The following is a 20,285-nucleotide window of genomic DNA, read 5'->3' as shown; positions in this document are numbered from 1 at the left end:
GAGTTACAATATGGTTACAGCAAGGGCAAAGCCCCAAGGCTGTGTGTGAAATCTTTTTCTTCTTGTTTTTTGGGATACTGGGCGCGGATCCTCCTCCTCCGGCTGTTCTCCTTCACAGCTATGATCCATGCGCCGCACAGGCAGTGTCCCGCTTCGTGTGCAAAAGGGCTCGTCCGATGTTCCGGACGAGCTTTTTTGCATTCTGTAAGCTCTGATTTGCCTGCAAAAGTGATACTTCAAAAATCAAAGTATGACCAATGCCTAAAAACGCTTGGCAATTTGTCTGTTTTTCCGCAAAGGACAATTATAAAGTTTGGCGCGGCAGGGGTTTGTATTCTTGCGGGCTTTGTGGTAAAGTATATACAATCAATTTATAGGCAGCAAACATGAAGGATTTTGATGCTGATTTGTATCGGATGCGTTAAGAGAAAAGGAGTTTGATTATGGCTTATTTCTACGAAGAACCCTCCCGCACCTTTGGCGAGTACCTGCTGGTCCCCGGCTATTCCTCTGCGGAGAATGTGCCCACGGCGGTCAGCCTGAAGACCCCGCTGGTCAAGTACCGCAAGGGGCAGGAGGAGTGCCCGCTGCAGATGAATATCCCCATGATCAGCGCCATCATGCAGTCGGTCTCCGGCGATAAGCTGGCCATTGCACTGGCTCGTCAGGGCGGCGTTTCCTTTATCTATGGCTCTCAGAGCATCGAGAACGAGGCCGCTATGGTGCGCCGCGTCAAGAGCTTCAAGGCCGGCTATGTGGTGTCCGATTCCAATCTGGCTCCCACTGCCACCCTGCATGACGTGCTGGAGCTGAAGGCACGCACCGGCCACTCCACCATTGCCATCACTGCCGACGGTACTCCCAATGGCAAGCTGCTGGGCATCGTGGCCTCCCGCGATTACCGCATCAACCACACCCCGGACGATGCCTGCGTCACCACCTTTATGACCCCCGTTGAAAAGCTGGTCACCGCTCCGGCCAACACCTCTCTGCACGACTGCAACAACATCATCTGGGACAACAAGATCAACACCCTGCCGCTGGTGGATGCCGAGGGCAATCTGGTGTATATGGTGTTCCGCAAGGACTATGATTCCCACAAGGCCAACGTCAACGAGCTGCTGGACAAGAACAAGAGCTACGTTGTGGGTGCCGGCATCAACACCCGCGACTACGCCCAGCGTGTACCCGCACTGGTAGAGGCCGGTGTGGATGTGCTGTGCATCGACTCCTCCGAGGGCTACTCCGAGTGGCAGAGCCGCACCATCGGCTGGATCCGCGAGCACTACGGCGACACCGTCAAGGTGGGTGCCGGCAACGTGGTGGACGCCGAGGGCTTCCGCTTCCTCGCTGAGGCTGGTGCAGACTTTGTAAAGATCGGCATCGGCGGCGGCTCCATCTGCATCACCCGCGAGACCAAGGGCATTGGCCGTGGTCAGGCTACCGCTGTTATCGAGGTTGCCAAGGCACGCGATGAGTACTACAAGGAGACCGGCATCTATGTGCCCATCTGCTCCGACGGCGGCATCGTCCATGACTACCACATCACCCTCGCGCTGGCTATGGGCGCAGACTTTGTGATGCTGGGCCGTTACTTTGCCCGCTTTGACGAGAGCCCCACGAACAAGGTGCGCATCAACGGCCAGTATATGAAGGAGTACTGGGGCGAAGGTTCCAACCGTGCCCGCAACTGGCAGCGCTACGATCTGGGCGGCTCCACCAAGCTGAGCTTTGAGGAGGGCGTGGACAGCTATGTGCCCTACGCAGGCCCTCTGGCGGACGGCGTGCAGACCACCTTGTATAAGGTCAAGAGCACCATGTGCAACTGCGGCGCTCTGTCCATCCCCGAGCTGCAGCAGAAGGCCAAGCTGACCGTTGTTTCCTCCACCTCCATCGTGGAGGGCGGCAGCCACGACGTTGTGCTGAAGAACGCCACCCCCAGCATTATGAACGGCTGAGCCTGATTTATTTGTTATAAGCGCAGAGACCGCTGCACAGCGTTTGTGCAGCGGTCTTTTTGCGCGAAAATACTTGCACAGGCAGGGAAATCGTGCTATCATGATAGAAACGCTCTGTCATGACAGGGCGGCAGATCCCCCTGCCGGGCAAGCGGCAGGCGGCGCGCAGTAGGGAAGAACTGACGCCGGGTACAGATAGAGAGGAAAACATTCATGAACGAGATCAAGGTTGAGCCTTATATCCCCGATGAGGACTACGATAACCCCGCGATGGTGGTGGATTTTTACGAATTCACCATGGCAAACTGCCTGTTCCTGCATGGCTTTAAGAATACCACGCTGGTGTTTGATATGTTCTTCCGCAAAAACCCGGATAATCAGGGCTATTCCATCAGCGCAGGCCAGCGCAAGCTGACCCGCTTTTTGCTGGACTACCACTTCAACGAGCAGGATATCCACTGGCTGCGCACCAAGGGCATGAGCGAGGAGTTCTGCGAGTATCTGCGCACTTACAAGTGGCAGGGCGATATGTACGCCCTGCCCGAAGGCACGGTCTGCTACCCCCATGTACAGATGGTGCGCATCGAGTGCGATCTGGTGGGCGCGATCCTCATCGAGACCTACTTGCTGCAGACCATGAACTTCCATAGCCTGATCGCCACCAAGGCAACCCGCGTCACCGGTCTGAACACCCACACCCCTCGCAGCGTCATGGAGTTCGGCACCCGCCGCGCACAGGGCGAGAGTGCCGGTAACGATGGTGCTTACGCCGCAGTGCTGGGCGGCTGCATCGGCACGGCCAACTGTCTGGCAGAGATGAAGTTCGGCGCAGAGGTCAAGGCCGTGGGCACTGTGGCACACAGCTTTATCGAGTTTTTTCCCACCGAGTTCGATGCGTTCAAGGCCTTTGCTGATACCTACCCGGATTCGGTCAGCCTGCTGCTGGATACCTATAATATTATGGAAAGCGGCCTGCCCAACCTGATCAAGCTGGACGATTATCTCATTGAGAAATACCCCAACGACCCCAACCGCCGCGTCAAGAGCGCCCGCATCGACTCTGGTGACCTTGCCCGCGGCTCCAAGCGGCTGCGCAAGGCACTGGATGCCGCCGGCAAGCCCTACATCAAGCTGGTGGCCTCCAACGGTCTGGACGAGAAAAAGATCGCCAATATGGAGCTGTACGAGCACGCACACTTCGACTCCTACGGCGTGGGCGAAAACCTCATCACCTCTGCCTCCGACCCCGTGTTCGGCGGTGTGTACAAGCTGGTGGCGGTGAAGAAGCCGGACGGCAGCTACACCCCCAAGATGAAGTGCTCGGACTCCGCCAGCAAGGCCATCATCCCGGGCAAGAAGATGCCGTGGCGTCTGTACGACGAAAACGGTCAGGCGCAGTGTGACCTGATTGCCATGGACGGCGAGGTCATCGAGGCCGGTAAGCCGGTCACCATGGTCAATCTGGACTCAGACGCCATCGAGCGCACCATCACCTTTACCCCCACCGCTGTGCGTCCGCTGCTGGTGCCGCATATTCTGGGCGGCAAGCTGGCCATTGAACTGCCCTCTATTGCGGAGAAGAAGGCCTATATTGCAAAGCAGCTCACCGAGGAAACTTGGGAGAGCGAGCTGCGTCTGGAGTGCCCCCACAAGCACTACGTCAATATGACCCCCGCAGTGGCCGAGTGCCGCTCCCGGATGTACGCCGAGCTGCACGGCGGCAAGGTGTAAGCAGCACCGAATAAGCGGTTTTTCTTGACAAAGTACGGAAACTATTGTATCATAAATATCGCTGAATTTCATGTTACTTCAAGTGACGGCAAGTCATTTGGATGACATTTTACCTCACACCTGTTATTCCCGGTTCCCTCCCAAGCCAGAGGGCAGCAGGGCTTTGTAAGCCGGGTTTGCGCCGCTGTGGTGAAATTGGCAGACACGAGGGACTTAAAATCCCTTTCTGGAGACAGAGTACGGGTTCGACCCCCGTCGGCGGCATGTAGAAGCTCAGAATTGTTCGTTGATTCGAATGATTCTGGGCTTTTTCTTTTTATTTCATTTTCTGGAAGTGCTGAGCGGGCGAGAGGGATTTTTCGCGAAAAAAGGAGGAGTCTCTCTCGTGCGTAACCGTGATTTAAGACCCGCTGCCAAGGCAAACCCCACCATTCAACAGGCCTTTGAAAGGTTCCAAAAGTACAACCGGCTCAAGAACCTCTCCCAAGGCTCGCTCGACTTCTACGCCGCAAAGGGTAGGAGCTTCTTTCGGTTTCTGGGGGATACAGAACAGCCCATTCATACCATCACAGAGGAAACGGTAGAGGATTATATCTTCTATATGAAGGACCAGCAGCTCCACGATACGACCATCAATACGAACCTCCGCATGGTGCGTGCGTTTTTGTACTGGTGCATGGAAAAAGGCTATCTGGAAAAGTATCCTATCAGACTGGTGCGTGCCGATGATCCGATCAAAGAACCCTACACCACTGACGAGCTGCAGAAGCTGCTGAAGAAACCGGACTGCAAGACGTGCTCCTTTGCCGAATACCGCAACTGGGTCATAGTCAACTTCCTGCTTGGTACCGGCTGCCGTGCGTCCACGCTGCTCAACCTGCAGATCGGAGATTTGGACCTTTCCGCCGGGACAGTGTTTTTCCGCCACATGAAGGCGCGCAATCAGCAAATCGTGCCGCTCTCTAAGGCACTGGTCAAGATCATGGAGGAGTATCTGGAGCATCGTACCAGCGACCCTACAGCCCCGTTGTTTGTCTCGGAGTATGGCAACCAGATGACCCTGAATTCGCTCGGCAATGCGGTGTGGAATTATAATCATAGCAGAGGCGTGGAGAAGACCTCTATGCACCTGTTCCGGCACACCTACGCCAAACTGTATATCCAAGCTGGCGGCGACCCGTTCCGTCTGCAAAAGCTTCTGGGACACGCAGACCTCACCATGACCCGGCGGTATGTGGCACTGTATGCGGACGACCTGAGAGCCAACTATGACGCCCTGAACCCCCTAGAGCAGTTGACCCGCCAAAATCGCCACGGAGATAAGATCAAGATGGGGAAGGGGGAGGGAAAGTAAAAATGGGTCAATGTCCCTTGAGCAAAACGAAATGATATGGTATAGTGAAATCAAAAAAGGAGACGCGGATCAATATGAGTGATGAAGAGAAGCGCTGGCCATTCGATGGTTTCTACCTGAAGCTGGCTGAGGCACAACGGGAGTATGAACAGGAGCAGCACATTGACCCTGCCTCGTTGACGGAAGAAGAACGACAGCAAAAACTGCAGGAGATTCTGGATTGTATTAATGCCTCTCGCAAAAAGAAAAAGGAGGCCGACGAACAGCTTGATCCCATTGTGCCGGAGGAAGAACCGGAAACCGCCGGGGCAACTCCACAGCCTGCAAAACAGTACATCACAGATCTTGTTGGTGAGGATTACAAGAACTGGCATGGGATCGTGGTGCTTGATGCGGGTACGAACTCCGGCAAGACCTATTTTATTCTGAAGACATTGCTGCCGTGGGCATATGAACATCGTAAGCGTATCCTGATCCTGTGCAATCGCGAAGCTCTGCGCAACCAAATCGAGCGCGATGCAAAACGTTTGGGGCGTATAGAAGTGACCTACAAGGACTATGATCCCGCGCTTGGAGGAATTGTCAACAAACCCGCCATAGATAACAAGTATGAGCACACCATCCGTGTTGAAACATACCAGTGGCTGGAAACCTTCCTGCAAAGGAATGAAGATGCCGCCAAAACTTATCTGAGATCGTTTGATTATATCGTGTCAGACGAGTATCACTACATGGTAACGGATGCCAGCTTCAACGATCATGTGGATGCAAGCTATGAGGCTATTAAAGAGCTGTGGACAACGAAGACCTGCATCTTTATGAGCGCAACCGCCCGCCCCTTCTTTGATTATTGGAAGCTGCGGAAAATGATCCCGGAGGGACAGCACTATCGTCTGCCGATGGATTATCGGTTTGTGTCAAGCGTGAAGTTCTTCTATCGTGACGATGACGAGCTGGATATCATCCGCCGGGTACAGCCGGGAGAAAAGATCCTCGTTTTTGTGAATACCATCGCCAAGTTGCGAAAACTGCGGGACACTCTGAAGGCAGAAGGCATAGAGGATGTGGTGTGCCTGTGCTCCAAATACCGTCAGGAAGCGGAGGAGTTTGACAAACTGGATGATGTGCTTGTGGGCAATGTTCTGCAGCATCAGGTCACACTGACCACAACGACCCTCTATAATGGTGTGGATATGAAAGACCGTGCGCTGAAATATATTGTCAGTGAACTGTGGAACCCGCTCGTTAATGCACAGATCCTTGGCCGCAAACGTCCCTTGGATGAGGGGGATACCTGCGCGGCGTATTTGCTGCATTACCCCAAAGAACGTCTGGAAGGGGAACTTAAAAAAATCGAGAAGTATCAGCTGGAACCGGTCGAGGCATATCGAAAATGGTTTGATGATAGGAAGGCATGGAAGACATACCTGCATCAGCCTGAAACAGTGGAAATACTGAAAAAAAGCCATACAGTCGTTCTGGATCCACGGGAAGGTGAATACTGCTGGCGGAAACGTGCGACCTTGCAGGCTCGTGTAGAACGTGTTTTCCTGCTGCAAATGCTCGAACAGGGGTATCAGACAGAGCTGCTGAAAAAGATCGATGAAAGCCTGCTTGCAAAAGTAGAGCGCCTTGACCCGCCGCTGCTGCTTGAGTATCTGGATGCCCATCTGAATGAGGAACGCTACTATCAAGACTGGCAGAAGATCTTCTTTGAGCTGGGGCACATCTACAACAAAGCAGATGGACACGCCGAGAAATCGTTGCCAAGCTATACCTTTGCGCGTCAATGGCTGCAGCGCTATGGATATGATTTACAGAAAAAGCGCGCAACAAGTGGAGAACTGCGAAATAAGAACGTTTGGTGGGTCATAAAGCAGTAAAATGCGCACGAAATTCACTATACTATATAGAAAAGTGAAAAATATGCGCACGGGTGCCGCTCTTTATTCGATTTTCTTTATTTGATTTTTTGCGTGGTTGTGTTAGCCGAGTGCTTCTTGAACGGCCGAAGCATGAGGACGGGACAGAAACGCTCGGTTAACATGATCACGCCAACGGAAATCTTGACTAAGCGAACCTGTGAGCTTTTTCAAGATTGGAGTTGATCTAAATGGTATGAGCGCCAGCGAATACCTTCCTCTTTATCAATCCTTCACCAATAGGACGTATATCAGAAATGGGCGACGATTTGATCAGAGTGAGAAATCTCAAATAATTGAGAAAAACATCTGCTGCAGTGTGATTCTATCTGGATTGATACAATTAAAAAGTATACCTCGAACGGAATATATCGTGTTACCGTATAATACAAGGGCGTCTACACTGTGGACACCGTTTGATGGCGGAAATTTGGGCTGTCAAAAATGGACCATTCAAGACAATGCCTATACAACATCGAACAAATTGTTCGGCATTCAGAAGCTCACCCCTCAAGCTGAGGGTCGATGAACTGTTATCAAAATAATTACGGTTGAAAAAGCTCCGTAGTCAAAACGACTACAAAGATCCATATTCTATCGATGATACGATTGAGGAGCATTATCCAAATCGGTAAAAGTTCAATAGCGTTCAGATAAAGGCGGTAGGTGGTCGCAGTAGCCCTCGATTAAAAACGCCTCATAGTAGATGACGGCTTTCTACGATCTGCACAGATTGTAACATGTGATTTATCGTTCTGTCGTTATATTCCATTCAACTGATGACATTTTGTCCCTAGTTGAAACCAAATCAAGACGCAAAAATACCCCACTGCTCGACATAGAGTAGCGGGGTGTTGCTATTGAAGGACACTTATTTCAGAATAGAGAGATCGTCATAGCGGGCGACACCATTATAGAGCAGCTCGAGCATGGTCACGGCAGAGGGGCGACCATTCAGCAGATAGCTAGCCAGCTCCTGAACACGATTGGGGCAGAGATCCCATGCGACCTTGGATGCCCGGCGGATCGTGCTCTGGACTGCTTTGGGCTCGTACAGCTTCTTGTCGGCAATAGGCGTGTAGATTTCTTTCTCTACAGCTCGCAGGCGGTCTTCGTCCTCGGCAATCAGCGTCAGAGCTTGTGATAGAATAATGTAGGCGTTCATGTTACGGGTGATCCCGACATAGCGCAGTACATCATTGATACGGGCGGATAAATCGGAAGTAACCATTTTGACATCATCCCCATTACATATATTTGAACCAGTTTTATCCAGTTCGAAATAAATGTAGCGCAAAATATGCCAAAACAGGCGAAAAGCGCCCAAATACGTCATAAAGTGCCGAAATATGTCGTAAATGTATGGCGGTGGCGTACACCAGCAGGGGATAGGAGCGCGACAGGAGGGTGCTTGGCTATGATATATACAGTCTATAAGGGCGTTGGTTGTGGGATGGGGGCTGTAGCGGCAGATTTCTATGACACTGCGCAAGCTGTAACAGATAACTTCACGTACTACCGTTCTATTCTTCTCAAGTGTCCTCATTTTGAGGACGGTTGAAAGCGAATCAAGACGTGTGACCTCCGACCTCATTATCCAATTCGGATAACGAGCTCAACGGGGCGAGATGGTCGTTCTTATGTGTGACCTCAAACAGATACACAAAAAACGTGCAAAAGTTCCAGATCGTTTCAAAGGCCATAAATCCGCCGGGCTGTGTGCTGAATCGGTAGAACTCCATGACTCCATGCAGATTGCAATGAATAATTTCACATTTTACCGTTCCATTTCCTTCAACCTTGGTCATTTTGACCAAAGTTGAAAGTGAATCAAGAGGTGTCTGCGTGTGATTTTCGACCTCAGTCCTCAGATTGAGGACCGAGCTTAATGGTTCAAGACGGTTTTTCTTATGTGTGCCCTCAACCCGCCTCAATTTAATGCTAGTTGAAAGCGGGTCAAAATGGTCTGCGTATGGTTTCCAACCTCATTAATCATCAATCTGATTAACGAGCTCAATGGTTCAAGATAAGCTTTGTTGCGCTGATGGGATTGCCGTATGAGACCCTGTGCCAAACAGTACGCACCGGCAACAGTCTAAATTGGAGTGAGGTCACTTAGACTGACCCCATCAAGAGAGGTGTCCCCAATTTTGGGGAGATGTAGACGGTGCTCAAAAATGTGCGCCGTGGTTCAATTCTGGACTTTCGCCACAAGTGGAGATGTGTTTGACAGACCTTATGACTGGAATCAAAGTCCGCTCATAATTCCGTCGCGTTTCACGACGCAAATAGATAATGCACAAAAGTGGTGAAAACGATAATCAAGCCGAAAATCCGCCGGGGATGTGTGCTGTCTGATATTAAACGCCGCTCTTCAAGTACACTTCCTGACCGAATACCGCAAAAAAGAGCCCTGCTACTCGTGTCTGAGCGGCAGAGCTCTGTTGCTGCTATAGGAAATGGCAGTTGGTGTTAGCGTTCAATGATCTCAGTGGTAATTCTGGTTTGACCTTCACCAAGAAGTTTGCCATACGCGCGGTCTGAGATCCACTTGAATTCTTCTGCTTTTTCTCTTGATTCAAAGTGATCTTGTCCCAGCACGGAATTTCCGTTCTCATGATCGATAATTTGTACCAAGATTTTATTTTCAGCCATAAGCTTACCTCCTGCTGCTGAAAGAAATGGTGACGATGGGCGCGATGTCTATTACCGCAGCTTTCTCATATAGGCTTGGGACGTTCTTTTCTGGCTCTCGTAGAAGGTAACGCCAGTAACATCATCCACGACCAGATCATCATAAGGGATGCCCTTTTTGTTCAGATGATCAATGAACCAGCGCTTTTTCAGATAGCACCACGGGGTTCTGCTGAGGTCGCCGTAACTCGATGCAGGCCGTTCACATGCGTTGTAGGTCTTGCCGCAGATACTCCACCATTCTTTACGCACTCGCTCCCGCATTTGTAGAACCTCAGATGTGCCGTGAAGGCCATGCTCCTCGCCATACTGATAGTCTGCCTTCTTGATTTTTGCGTTCTGTCCCGCGCTGACTGCACCAGCTGCACCAAGACCCAACAACCCTAAAAATAACGAAAAAGCGCCTGCCATAATAGTTTCCTCCTGTATTTTGAAGTGTGTTTGCTTTTGTTGTACCTGAAGTCTACCAAACATTGCATCCGATAAGATGGACTTACAAGTGTGCTGTTAAAAATATGGAGCGTTGTGGCTGCCGTCGCGCGGACTGATGGCTGACCGCACTATAGCAGGCAAAAAGTATCCGGTAAGGCCTCCGGTGGCGGGGAGCACCTCACTCCGTCAGCCCCAACAGATAATCGGTCGACACCTGATAGAATTGGGCAAGCTGGATCAGATGGGGGATCTCGGGACATTTGTCGTGTTCCCATGCGTAGACTGCCCGGCGGGTCACACCCATGGTTCGGGCAAGCTCGGTCTGGGTATAGCTGTGCGTCAGGCGCAGGTGCTGCAAACGTTCTGATATAATGGTCATGGCTGCTCTCCTTTAAATAATGGGCGTCCTCTCACAGCCCGGCGGATCTCTGTCTTTACGGGCGCATTTTTAAACAACGTCAAGGGTGATGGTGCCGCTCTCTTTGGTGATGATCTCATACTCGGTGGTCTGGATATCCCGCAATACCAGCGTTTCGATGCTCAGGATGCTGGCAAGGGGGATGGAAAGCATGGTGTGTTCGGCCATGAAATGCAGCTCTGACTTATTCCGGTGCGTGTGCAGCTGGATGTCTTGGAACGCGATGTCTGCCCCGGAAAAAACGGCGCACCCACTGGCTTTGCACTCGGATGTCTCGGCAAGAAAGGTGTCAATAGCGATTTTATAAGTATCCATGAGGAGTCTCCTGTTTTTATATATAGCACTACTCTCACTTGTGCCCTCGCTCTCTGTCCTGCTGTGATTAGTCAGCCTTCACGAACAGCTCCATGCAGTCTGCACAGATGACCCGCACTTCCTTGGTTGACCGGATGATGGTACCGCACTTGGGACATACCCACCGCCGGGTGCTGCTCTTGGCTTTGGGAGATTTCGGCGCGCCGGTTTGGCTGCTGCCGGGTGCCTTGCTGCCTGCTCCGGTGCCTGCCATATCCGACCATGCCAGCCGCTCACCCATCTGGATATCCTGCCAGCCTTGGAAGATGATAAAGTCCAACAGCTCCTCAGACGGGCTCGTGATAGTCCAGCCGTACTTTTCGTGGTGGTCGACGGTCAAGCCGTGTGTCTCGGCCTGCTCTTTAAAGCGTCGGTTGTGGTAGACCCCGTTGTTGCTGGTGTCCTTGATACCGGTCTCCATGCAGTATTCGTGCACCATCTCATGCAGCAGGGTGGAAGCGGTCTCCTCGATGGGACGGTCAAGGGTAGCCGACGAAATATTGATCTCATACTTGTTCTCACCGCCTGCCTGCCAGACTTTGGAACAGGTGATATGACCATAGGCAGACGGGGTCTTTTTCAGGCTGATGATGGGCTCGGGCAGCTTGCCTGCAAAGTAATGCTTGTTGAGCTCGCGGAACATCTTTTCCAGCTGACCAGCAGCGCGGGAGGTTTTAACAGTCTGTTTCATGATTTTTCGAACCTTTCTATTGATAAAAAAGGCCGGGACAGGTATAATATTGGTGTAGCCCGCCCCGGCGGGTGTAGTGGGCTCTATACAGTGCAAACTTTGGACGGTGCGCGCTGTATGGGGCTTTTTTCGGGTGATGTCAGGTGATGCTCAGGCGGGTGCCGGTGACCGTTTTGCTGTACTGATCGTACAGGTCAGGGGCTACGGCTTTGATGGCTTTGCTGTCGAGTCGGGTGCTGGAGAAATCGGACAGGCGGACTTTGTGGCAACCTACTTCCAGATAGTTGGTGGAGCGCTCTGCCAGTGCCTCGCGGATCTGGATCTTCAGCTGCTCCTGTTCAGCCTGTGCAGCCTCAATCAGTTGGGCGGCCTCCTTGTACTGCTCGACAAGGGTCAGTAAAACGTTGATACTCATGTGTGTACCTCTCTTCAAATCGTTGGTGAATGGTCGGATGTGAGAACCGGTGTTCCCGATGGCATGAGTATACCAGTTAACTGGACTTGTGTCTATTGACATAATAAACAACGTTAACTGGTTTATCTCTGCGGAAAATGTACAATGATACCAATTAACTGGTATTGCAAAAATTTACTATAATAGGTGTATTTATGGCAACAAAAGAAGCGCACAGCAGGGCAAATATAGAATATAATCGGCGCCAGGACAACATCATGATTCGACCCTCCAAGGAGATGGGGGCAATAATCCGCCAGTCTGCTGCAGCCGAAAACATGAGTGTGCAGGGGTATGTTTTGCAGACCCTCTACGCAAGAACCGGCGCAACAGGGGGCGGGGTGGTTAAAAATCCAGAGACGAGCTCCCTTTCCTTAGAACAGCGGAGTTGTCTTATCTCCCCAGACCGGGAAAAAATCTTGCGGGACATTCTGCAGGATATCGTATTGAACACCGCTCCGGGCGAACGAACTGCGCTTTCGGAGATGCTGGTGCAGATTATAAATGAGAGCGTAGAGCAAAATGCGGACAGCGTTTATCAGACGATGACGGATTCATTGCTGTAAAATCGGCCTCTGTCTTTCACAGAAATGTGATCGGCAGGGGCTTTTTAGCGTAAAAAAATAGCCTGACCCAGAGCAGGTGGTAGCTGCAGTGACGGGATGCAAGTTATACCTATATATAATAGGGGCAGCAGGGAAGAGAGTAAAAATTATGTAGTACTGTGCGATATGCCTCGTCAAAACTCCTGACCAATGTGACAGCATATACCGGCTTTTCAGCGCGAGGGGGCGTTCTCTATTTAACGCCTGTCATTACATCAGAGCGGCTATCACACCTGACTGCACTCTCCAGCGCCTTGGACAACTATATGACCACACATTTTGTCCATCGATGATTTCATCTGGAGCTTTCATGCGAAACTGGGCAATGTGCAAAAAAAGTTCTGGCTGAATCGCATTTTTTCTAAAACATGGATGGATACATTTCCTCGGATTTCTATTGATTCCCAGATATAACCATGATAGAATAATAAGAAAATTCAGACGGCCACGTAGAAGAACTGGTATCCTCTGTTTTGTAATGGAAGGATACGCCTTGATTGCGGTAAGGAGGTGAATCCAGTGGGCTTATGTCTGTTTGCGAACAATCATGTGATAGATCATGAGGAAATCAGAATGATAGATCAAAATAAAAAGCCCACTGCTGTTTCCCTTGCTGGCGTGATGCGCAAAGGTGAAAATGAAGTGGGCTTGTTGAGGTTCTACAAAAATGTGAAATATTGCATACTGGAAGCAATGCACATGCGATGCTTGAGCTGTAGCATGACGTTCTGGTTTTCATTACGGCCACATTGCATTTGAAATGACCTTGGGCGAAGCTGTCGTCCGAGGGCTTTTGCTTGCCCGGAGATCAGGAATAACGGTCTGCCGGTTTTAGGAAAAGAGGAACGGTTATCTAAAAGGAAGGTGCTTACTGGAACGGTGTGAGTTAAAGGGATTACTTTATAGCAGTTTGTGTTTTTAATGCGCAAGTAGCATCCGCAAACTGCATATCGCAAATATGCCGTGTTGATAGGGCACTATTTCTGAAAATTGCGATAAAACGAATGACGATAAGAAGTGCATAGACAAGGATTTATGTGAGGAGAAAAAATGGCTACGAATACTGTTGGAATCGATAAGGAAGTTGAAGTTAACCGCAAGGAAAATCTGCGCGACCATCGCCTGTATTGGATCGGGCGTCGGACGCAGGACGTGATCTTGTCATCGCTGGCGCTGGTAGTGCTGTCGCCGGTCATGCTGGCTACGGCTATCGCAATTGTGGTGGATGACCCGTCTGCAGGCCCTGTATTCAGTCAGGAGCGCATTGGCCGCAACGGCAAACCCTTCAAGTTCTATAAGTTCCGCTCCATGTGCCCCAACGCAGAGGCAAAGCTAGATGACCTGCTGGATCAGAACGAGATGGATGGTCCTGTGTTCAAAATCAAGGACGATCCGCGCATTACCCGTGTGGGCAAGTTTATCCGCAAGACCAGCCTCGATGAGCTGCCCCAGCTGTGGAACATCCTGAAGGGTGATATGAGTATCGTGGGTCCCCGCCCGGCACTGCCCCGCGAGGTGGAGCAGTACGGCGACTACGAAAAGCAACGCCTGTATGTGACCCCCGGCCTGAGCTGTTACTGGCAGATCGCCCCGCATCGCAATGACCTCTCTTTTGAGGAGTGGATGGATCTGGACGTGAAGTATGTCAAGGAGCGCAGCTTCTGGGTGGATTGGAAGATTATTTTTAAGACCTTCAAGGTGTGCCTGCTGGGGCGTGGGGAGTAAAAAATAGTACATGGAAGGAATACGGTTGGAGAGACGAGATGGAGAGAGACCTTAGAATTGCGGTATTTGGTGCCGCAATAATAATAGGCACTAAAATTTAGGGATAAAAAGGTGCTGGAAACTGGGGTAAGGTATGGCTCGGTATTCTGATACTTCTTTTTACCGCTATTGTGGCTCCTATCAATGTCTACTCAACAAACCATATTGACGTAGCAATGTCGAAAAGAACCTGTTTTGCACACTATATAGGGCACTGAAATTGGTTGTATTTCACAGTTATATGAACTGAAAATGCCGAGAACTCATACAAAACGCTGAAGTTTTGATCCCTGTGGCACAAAATTGGCACAACTTTTTCAGAAGTTATGAGGAAATGGCGAAAAACAAGAGAAAACAACAAAAATCCATGAGTTTATCATTAACGTCTGAAACTGCTGTTGAGTACACTATCTAACCTGTTAATGACACCTACATCATAACGGTTTGTTGAGTCATGAAAAATAAAGAAAAACAGATGATTTCTACTTCATAAAACAGCTGTTGAGTAGAGCCTGGATGGTGATGATAAATACATGTTTTGTGCAGTGAGAGTGAATGATTTATTCATAATAAACAATGAATGACGAAAATTGGACTGGGTGATATATACAGTTTTAACAAAATTCATGCGCCGACAGGGTTCGATTCAACAATCCAACACTTAGAAAAAACGTCATTGCAGGGTATACGGGGTTCGACTATATAAATCAACACTTCGGCTATAGAGAAATAGAAACGAGTGTACCAACGGATGTTTTATGGAGTAGAAACATGATTGCTGGGGTAGTTGGATACGACAGTATAAGAAAACACTTAGCCGAGTGTGGTTATCACACATGAGGAATTAGAGAGAAATACCATCCATGTGGATGTGTACATAGAAAATTAGAGGATATGCCCGATGAGGGCCGGAGGAGTAAATAACATGAAGAATTACAAAATCGCCGTTGCGGGCACTGGGGCTAGAGATATAATAGGGTCAACCAAGAAAAACCACGATAACTAAAGGGTTTTGACGGCTCGACTCGTTCAACAAAAGTATTTATTTGCTGACAGGCTGCGGAGAAGCTGAAATCCAGAGGTTATAAGTGGGAGGCTTTGGTGCAGCTCTGTTTTGACCCACAAAATGAGCAGCAAGTAAAAAATTAAGGAGAACGAATCGAGCCTACGGTGGATTGCCATTGAGTGATCCGCCGTGGGCTTGTTTGCTGTTTTATCAAATGAAAAATTAGTGAGGGAGAACAGAACTATGAAAAATTATAAAATCGCTGTGGCCGGCACGGGATACGTCGGACTTTCGCTGGGAGTGCTTCTGAGCCAGCATCATCAGGTAGTTGCAGTCGATATTGTGCAGGCTAAGGTCGATATGATCAACAACAAGAAATCTCCGATTCAGGATGATTATATTGAAAAATACTTGGCAGAAAAAGACTTGAATTTGACCGCAACGCTGGATGCAAAGGTTGCATACTCGGATGCGGATTTTGTTGTAATCGCGGCTCCTACCAACTATGATAGCAAGACCCAGCACTTTGATACTTCTGCGGTTGAGGCTGTGATTAAGCTGGTTATGGAATATAATCCGAATGCCATTATGGTCATCAAATCTACTATCCCTGTTGGATATACCGCTTCTGTGCGTAAGAAGTTCAATACCAAGAATATTATCTTCAGCCCGGAGTTCCTGCGTGAATCTAAAGCCCTTTACGATAACCTGTATCCTTCCCGTATCATCGTTGGTACTGATCTGAACGATGAACGTCTGGTGAAAGCCGCACATGAGTTTGCTGGTCTGCTCCAGGAAGGTGCAATCAAGGAGAACATTGACACACTGTTCATGGGCTTCACTGAGGCCGAGGCGGTCAAGCTGTTTGCTAACACCTATTTGGCTTTGCGCGTGGCTTATTTCAATGAACTGGATACCTACGCAGAAAGCAAGGGGCTGAACACCCAGCAGATCATCGATGGCGTTTGCCTTGATCCTCGTATCGGCAGCCACTACAATAATCCGTCCTTTGGCTATGGCGGTTACTGCCTGCCGAAAGACACCAAGCAGCTGCTGGCCAACTACGTCGATGTGCCGGAAAATCTAATCGAAGCAATCGTGGAATCTAATCGTACTCGTAAGGACTTTATTGCAGACCGTGTTCTGAAGCTGGCGGGCTACTATGGATATGATGCAGAGAATGAGTTCGATGAGGACAAGGAGAAATCCGTCACAATTGGCGTTTACCGCTTGACCATGAAGTCTAACTCGGACAACTTCCGTCAAAGTTCTATTCAAGGCGTTATGAAGCGTGTGAAGGCAAAGGGAGCAACGGTCATTATTTATGAGCCGACTTTGAAGGATGGAGAAACTTTCTTCGGCTCGGTGGTGGTAAATGACTTGGCAAAGTTTAAGGAAATGAGCCATGCCATCATCGCAAACCGTTATGACAAGTGCCTGGATGATGTGAAAGAGAAAGTTTACACGAGAGATATTTTCCAGAGAGATTAATTTGGGTGTGGAGAAAAACATGCAGGATAAAGTATCAATCATTACTCCATCATGGAATAGTGAAAAATATATAGAAAAAACAATCGAGTCTGTTCAGAAACAGACATACATGAATTGGGAAATGATAGTTGTCGACGATTGCTCAACTGACAGAACAGTCGAGATCGTTGAAAAAATTTCCAAAGAAGATCCAAGAGTAAGAATTATCAGACAGGAAGTAAATGGTGGTGCGGCGAAGGCGAGAAATCGCTCGCTTTGTGAAGCGACAGGTCGATATATTGCTTATTTGGATGCGGATGATATTTGGAAACCCACAAAACTTGAAAAGCAGGTTGAATTTATGAAGGCTAACCATTGTGGGTTTTCTTGCGCCTCATATGAGGTGATTGACGATGAAGGTCGTGCATTGAATAAGGAAGTACACATGTTGCCTTCAGTTGATTATGTTGGGTTTTTGACCAATAATTTACTTCAGACGGTCGGCATTATGGCCGACACGAGTATCATCGATAAAAAGTATCTTGTTATGCCTGATATTCGCCGGAGACAAGACGCGGCAACATGGCTTCAAGTGCTTAAAGCAGGATATAAATGCTATGGAATCGATGAGGTTCTTGCAGAATACCGACGAGCTGAGAATTCTCTGAGCAGCAATAAAGTTAAAGCTGTAAAAGGCGTTTGGAGTTTATATAGAGACATTGAAAAGCTTTCATTACCTTTCAGCTGTTATTGTTTTGTGAGATATGCTTTCCTTGCTGTGTGGAAGCGTGTATATGTAAACAAATAAATATAAAGGAGAGTGCCACCGATGTATAACGTGTTGCATGTAATAGGTCATATCGGTAGGGGCGGAGACACAACCGTTGTACTAGATGTAATGAAGAATATGGATTGCTCGAAATTCCATTTTGACTTTATTACGCATAAAGGTGCAAAAGAAGAGATAGTAAAAGAGCTTCGCGATGCCGGTTCAAAAGTTTATATCATGGACGGAGATGTCCGTGAATTGGGCTTGATAAATTATTATAAAAGCTTTTTGAAAGCATTAAAGCAGATGGGTGTAAGCTATGATGCGATACACGTTCATACTGGAATGCAATCTGGTGTTGCATTAGCGGCAGCAAGAAAAGCCGGAATTCCGAAAAGAATCTGTCATTCTCATGTGACAGCAATTCAGCGCAAAACGTCTATCATAAAAAAAATCATTGCCACACCGATATTTCGATATTTATACATTAAAAATTCAACTGTTAAAGTTGCCTGCAGTAAGGATGCTGGAGCATTTATGTATGGGAAAGACAGCAAATTTACGGTTGTTTACAATGCGGTTGATATCGCGCCTTATTTAGATGTTACACCACAGGAAATAAGAAAAAGGGAGCAAGAGATTGGTGCAAAAGAAGATGATGTTCTGATTGGGCATGTAGCCAGAATGAGCGAAATGAAAAACCAGAGATTCATCTTGGGATTGGCAAGAAAAATGGAAGATTGTTCAAAGCTGAAATTTGTCATGATTGGTGATGGACCTGATTTTCCGGAAATTAAAACTCTGGCACAAAATCAATCTAACATTGTTTTAATGGGACGGCGTTCGGATATTCCCTCTTTGATGAAAACATTTGATTGCGTTATTCTTCCATCTTTGCCAGGAGAGGGTTTCCCGGTCACAATGATAGAGGCTCAAGCCGCAGGGTGCAGATGCCTGATATCAGAGAATGTTACAAAAGAAGTTGAAGTGGGATTAAAGCTTGTAAAGAGCATTCCATTAAAGAAGCCTGATGAATGGGTGGAAGAATTAAAAACAATTGAGAAGAATCGCAATTATCTACAGAGAAATGAATGCGCAAAGCGACTAATCGACATGGGATTCGGAAAAACAGAATTTGTAAATAATTGGATACGGCTTTATGAAGTGTAAGATTGAGGTTGGAGGATAAATAAAGTGCGAAAGGGTGTAATGAAAATTTATGCTGCGGAGAGATGGTTGTATTTGCACCATTTTCACATATTGCCAAAAGTTTTGAAAATTTTTATTAGAGTTGTTTTTGGTGCGACAATTCCGTACACATGTCAAATCGGGGGGGGTCACTCTTTCCTCACGGAGGTTCGGGTGTAATATTACATGAACAGTGTGTGATTGGATCAAATTGCAGGATTCAGGCAAATGTCGTAATTGGTGGTCGAAATGGACTGCCTGGAGCACCTAAGATTGGTGATAATGTGTTAATCGGTGCAGGAGCCGTTTTATTAGGAGATATTAATATTGGAGACCATGCACAAATCGGTGCTAATGCAGTTGTAACACATGATATTCCAGCATATACGGTTGCGGTGGGTGTACCAGCGAAAGTAGTGAAAAAAATTGAGAATAGAGATGAGAACTAAAGTTTAATTTGAAGGAGTCAAGAAAATGGAAAAGCCACTTATTTCAGTAATAGTACCGGCTTATAATGTAGAAAAGTTTATCGGAAAGTGCATAGACAACATTCTTCGACAGTCTTTTAAAGACTTTGAAGTGCTCCTGATTGATGACGGCGCTAAAGATTCAACGCCTGAAATATGTGATGCTTGTGCCAAGAAGGATAGTAGAATTAAGGTATACCACAAAGAAAATGGTGGACTATCTGATGCCAGAAACTACGGCATCGATAGAATGCAAGGAAAATATGTCACGTTCATTGATAGCGATGACTATGTTGATTCCGGATATTTTGAGTATTTGTATGGCTTAATAACTCAAGAGGAAGATATACAAATAGCTATTTGCGGGAAAAAAAGTGTCCGTGAAGATGAGAATGCAAGCCCTGATCCCGAAACATTTCATGAAATTATAACAGGTGAACGTGCAGTTCAAAAAATGTTGTGTGGTCATGGTTCTGGACATTCTGCATGGGGAAAATTGTATTCGGCAGATTTATGGAAAACGGTTCGATATCCTAAAGGTAAAATCTATGAAGACTATGCAACGACCTATCGCGTGATGGCCTTGGTTGATAAAGCGGCTTGGGGCAATGCTGCAATGTATTTCTATGTACAGCATATAGAATCTATTATGCATCAAAAGTGTTCTCGACGTAGCTTATCTCTTGTAGACATTGCAGATGAGGAAACGGAGTTTATTGTGAAAAAATGGCCAGCTCTTAAACAAGAAGCACTGGCGAGAAAAGTTACTTCGGAGCTTAAATGTTTGCAAAATATCCTGAATGCAAAGAATGAAGAGTTTGATGATTACAAGCAAAAAATTGTAGAAGATGTTAGAAGGCACAAAGGTGAACTATTGGCATCAAAAAAAGTAGCACTGAAAACTAAAATAAAGATAATAGCACTTTTATTGGGAGAAAGAACATTTGGCTTTATTTACAACCTGAATGACGGTGACAAAAAATATTTATAATTCGGTGGAAAAGAGCA

General features: G+C 48.0%; 18 protein-coding genes and 1 tRNA gene. 12 read left to right on the top strand and 7 right to left on the bottom strand.

Annotated elements, in window-relative coordinates:
* Nucleotides 1–443: 443 nt before the first annotated feature.
* The 5 genes from WMO20_RS06305 to WMO20_RS06285 all read left to right on the top strand — a co-directional run bounded on the left by WMO20_RS06305 (nucleotide 444) and on the right by WMO20_RS06285 (nucleotide 6,926).
* Nucleotides 444–1,958 carry an IMP dehydrogenase gene (locus WMO20_RS06305; protein ID WP_005926656.1) on the top strand — a complete coding sequence of 505 codons (1,515 nt, stop codon included), beginning with the start codon at nucleotides 444–446 and terminating at the stop codon, nucleotides 1,956–1,958.
* Nucleotides 1,959–2,171: 213 nt separating this feature from the next.
* Entirely contained in the window at nucleotides 2,172–3,689 is a 1,518-nt protein-coding gene (locus tag WMO20_RS06300; protein WP_349186164.1) for a nicotinate phosphoribosyltransferase, read from the top strand.
* 180 nt (nucleotides 3,690–3,869) lie between these two features.
* Nucleotides 3,870–3,953: transfer RNA gene (locus WMO20_RS06295), tRNA-Leu, on the top strand.
* Nucleotides 3,954–4,074: 121 nt separating this feature from the next.
* Nucleotides 4,075–5,043, top strand: a complete 969-nt coding sequence (locus WMO20_RS06290; RefSeq protein ID WP_349186163.1) for a tyrosine-type recombinase/integrase — start codon at nucleotides 4,075–4,077, stop codon at nucleotides 5,041–5,043.
* Nucleotides 5,044–5,117: 74 nt separating this feature from the next.
* Complete coding sequence (locus WMO20_RS06285) at nucleotides 5,118–6,926, top strand: DEAD/DEAH box helicase family protein (protein WP_349186162.1); 1,809 nt, start codon at nucleotides 5,118–5,120, stop codon at nucleotides 6,924–6,926.
* A gap of 910 nt (nucleotides 6,927–7,836) precedes the next feature.
* On the opposite strand, the gene WMO20_RS06280 is transcribed toward WMO20_RS06285, so the two are convergent.
* From WMO20_RS06280 to WMO20_RS06250, 7 genes are all read right to left on the bottom strand, one after another.
* The gene (locus WMO20_RS06280) at nucleotides 7,837–8,196 is read right to left on the bottom strand and encodes a sporulation initiation factor Spo0A C-terminal domain-containing protein (RefSeq protein WP_349186161.1); all 360 of its coding nucleotides are present in this window, start codon (nucleotides 8,194–8,196) and stop codon (nucleotides 7,837–7,839) included.
* A 1,241-nt stretch (nucleotides 8,197–9,437) separates the two neighbouring features.
* The gene (locus WMO20_RS06275) at nucleotides 9,438–9,620 is read right to left on the bottom strand and encodes a hypothetical protein (RefSeq protein ID WP_349186160.1); all 183 of its coding nucleotides are present in this window, start codon (nucleotides 9,618–9,620) and stop codon (nucleotides 9,438–9,440) included.
* 51 nt (nucleotides 9,621–9,671) lie between these two features.
* Nucleotides 9,672–10,070, bottom strand: a complete 399-nt coding sequence (locus WMO20_RS06270; protein ID WP_112091280.1) for a hypothetical protein — start codon at nucleotides 10,068–10,070, stop codon at nucleotides 9,672–9,674.
* 199 nt (nucleotides 10,071–10,269) lie between these two features.
* On the bottom strand, nucleotides 10,270–10,470 hold the full coding sequence (locus tag WMO20_RS06265) for a helix-turn-helix domain-containing protein (RefSeq protein ID WP_349186159.1): 201 nt from the start codon (nucleotides 10,468–10,470) through the stop codon (nucleotides 10,270–10,272).
* Nucleotides 10,471–10,539: 69 nt separating this feature from the next.
* The gene (locus tag WMO20_RS06260) at nucleotides 10,540–10,824 is read right to left on the bottom strand and encodes a hypothetical protein (protein ID WP_349186158.1); all 285 of its coding nucleotides are present in this window, start codon (nucleotides 10,822–10,824) and stop codon (nucleotides 10,540–10,542) included.
* Nucleotides 10,825–10,891: 67 nt separating this feature from the next.
* Nucleotides 10,892–11,554 carry a SprT-like domain-containing protein gene (locus tag WMO20_RS06255; RefSeq protein ID WP_349186157.1) on the bottom strand — a complete coding sequence of 221 codons (663 nt, stop codon included), beginning with the start codon at nucleotides 11,552–11,554 and terminating at the stop codon, nucleotides 10,892–10,894.
* 139 nt (nucleotides 11,555–11,693) lie between these two features.
* Nucleotides 11,694–11,969, bottom strand: a complete 276-nt coding sequence (locus WMO20_RS06250; RefSeq protein WP_005926617.1) for a hypothetical protein — start codon at nucleotides 11,967–11,969, stop codon at nucleotides 11,694–11,696.
* 194 nt (nucleotides 11,970–12,163) lie between these two features.
* Here WMO20_RS06250 and WMO20_RS06245 point away from each other — a divergent pair, with 194 nt between their 5' ends.
* The 7 genes from WMO20_RS06245 to WMO20_RS06215 all read left to right on the top strand — a co-directional run bounded on the left by WMO20_RS06245 (nucleotide 12,164) and on the right by WMO20_RS06215 (nucleotide 20,268).
* Entirely contained in the window at nucleotides 12,164–12,574 is a 411-nt protein-coding gene (locus WMO20_RS06245) for a hypothetical protein (RefSeq protein ID WP_349186156.1), read from the top strand.
* Nucleotides 12,575–13,663: 1,089 nt separating this feature from the next.
* Entirely contained in the window at nucleotides 13,664–14,338 is a 675-nt protein-coding gene (locus tag WMO20_RS06240; RefSeq protein WP_005926608.1) for a sugar transferase, read from the top strand.
* Between the two features lie 1,288 nt (nucleotides 14,339–15,626).
* On the top strand, nucleotides 15,627–16,874 hold the full coding sequence (locus WMO20_RS06235) for a nucleotide sugar dehydrogenase (protein WP_349186155.1): 1,248 nt from the start codon (nucleotides 15,627–15,629) through the stop codon (nucleotides 16,872–16,874).
* Between the two features lie 19 nt (nucleotides 16,875–16,893).
* Nucleotides 16,894–17,661 (top strand): glycosyltransferase family 2 protein, encoded by a 768-nt coding sequence (locus WMO20_RS06230; RefSeq protein WP_349186154.1) that lies wholly within the window; start codon nucleotides 16,894–16,896, stop codon nucleotides 17,659–17,661.
* Nucleotides 17,662–17,682: 21 nt separating this feature from the next.
* Nucleotides 17,683–18,792: a glycosyltransferase gene (locus WMO20_RS06225; protein ID WP_349186153.1), complete on the top strand. Its 1,110-nt coding sequence runs from the start codon at nucleotides 17,683–17,685 to the stop codon at nucleotides 18,790–18,792.
* A 215-nt stretch (nucleotides 18,793–19,007) separates the two neighbouring features.
* Nucleotides 19,008–19,259 carry a serine O-acetyltransferase gene (locus WMO20_RS06220; protein ID WP_349186152.1) on the top strand — a complete coding sequence of 84 codons (252 nt, stop codon included), beginning with the start codon at nucleotides 19,008–19,010 and terminating at the stop codon, nucleotides 19,257–19,259.
* 25 nt (nucleotides 19,260–19,284) lie between these two features.
* The gene (locus WMO20_RS06215) at nucleotides 19,285–20,268 is read left to right on the top strand and encodes a glycosyltransferase family 2 protein (protein ID WP_349186151.1); all 984 of its coding nucleotides are present in this window, start codon (nucleotides 19,285–19,287) and stop codon (nucleotides 20,266–20,268) included.
* Nucleotides 20,269–20,285: the final 17 nt, after the last annotated feature.

The organism is Faecalibacterium intestinale, from assembly GCF_040096575.1.
Classification (GTDB): domain Bacteria; phylum Bacillota; class Clostridia; order Oscillospirales; family Ruminococcaceae; genus Faecalibacterium; species Faecalibacterium intestinale.
This window is presented reverse-complemented; position numbering and strand designations above follow the sequence as displayed.

Coding starts and splice junctions, on each gene's coding strand:
- WMO20_RS06270 (WP_112091280.1), bottom strand. CDS start 10,070: ATGGCAGGCGCTTTTTCGTTATTTTTAGGGTTGTTGGGTCTTGGTGCA.
- WMO20_RS06240 (WP_005926608.1), top strand. CDS start 13,664: ATGGCTACGAATACTGTTGGAATCGATAAGGAAGTTGAAGTTAACCGC.
- WMO20_RS06280 (WP_349186161.1), bottom strand. CDS start 8,196: ATGGTTACTTCCGATTTATCCGCCCGTATCAATGATGTACTGCGCTAT.
- WMO20_RS06215 (WP_349186151.1), top strand. CDS start 19,285: ATGGAAAAGCCACTTATTTCAGTAATAGTACCGGCTTATAATGTAGAA.
- WMO20_RS06285 (WP_349186162.1), top strand. CDS start 5,118: ATGAGTGATGAAGAGAAGCGCTGGCCATTCGATGGTTTCTACCTGAAG.
- WMO20_RS06255 (WP_349186157.1), bottom strand. CDS start 11,554: ATGAAACAGACTGTTAAAACCTCCCGCGCTGCTGGTCAGCTGGAAAAG.
- WMO20_RS06260 (WP_349186158.1), bottom strand. CDS start 10,824: ATGGATACTTATAAAATCGCTATTGACACCTTTCTTGCCGAGACATCC.
- WMO20_RS06265 (WP_349186159.1), bottom strand. CDS start 10,470: ATGACCATTATATCAGAACGTTTGCAGCACCTGCGCCTGACGCACAGC.
- WMO20_RS06230 (WP_349186154.1), top strand. CDS start 16,894: ATGCAGGATAAAGTATCAATCATTACTCCATCATGGAATAGTGAAAAA.
- WMO20_RS06275 (WP_349186160.1), bottom strand. CDS start 9,620: ATGGCTGAAAATAAAATCTTGGTACAAATTATCGATCATGAGAACGGA.
- WMO20_RS06305 (WP_005926656.1), top strand. CDS start 444: ATGGCTTATTTCTACGAAGAACCCTCCCGCACCTTTGGCGAGTACCTG.
- WMO20_RS06250 (WP_005926617.1), bottom strand. CDS start 11,969: ATGAGTATCAACGTTTTACTGACCCTTGTCGAGCAGTACAAGGAGGCC.
- WMO20_RS06225 (WP_349186153.1), top strand. CDS start 17,683: ATGTATAACGTGTTGCATGTAATAGGTCATATCGGTAGGGGCGGAGAC.
- WMO20_RS06235 (WP_349186155.1), top strand. CDS start 15,627: ATGAAAAATTATAAAATCGCTGTGGCCGGCACGGGATACGTCGGACTT.
- WMO20_RS06245 (WP_349186156.1), top strand. CDS start 12,164: ATGGCAACAAAAGAAGCGCACAGCAGGGCAAATATAGAATATAATCGG.
- WMO20_RS06300 (WP_349186164.1), top strand. CDS start 2,172: ATGAACGAGATCAAGGTTGAGCCTTATATCCCCGATGAGGACTACGAT.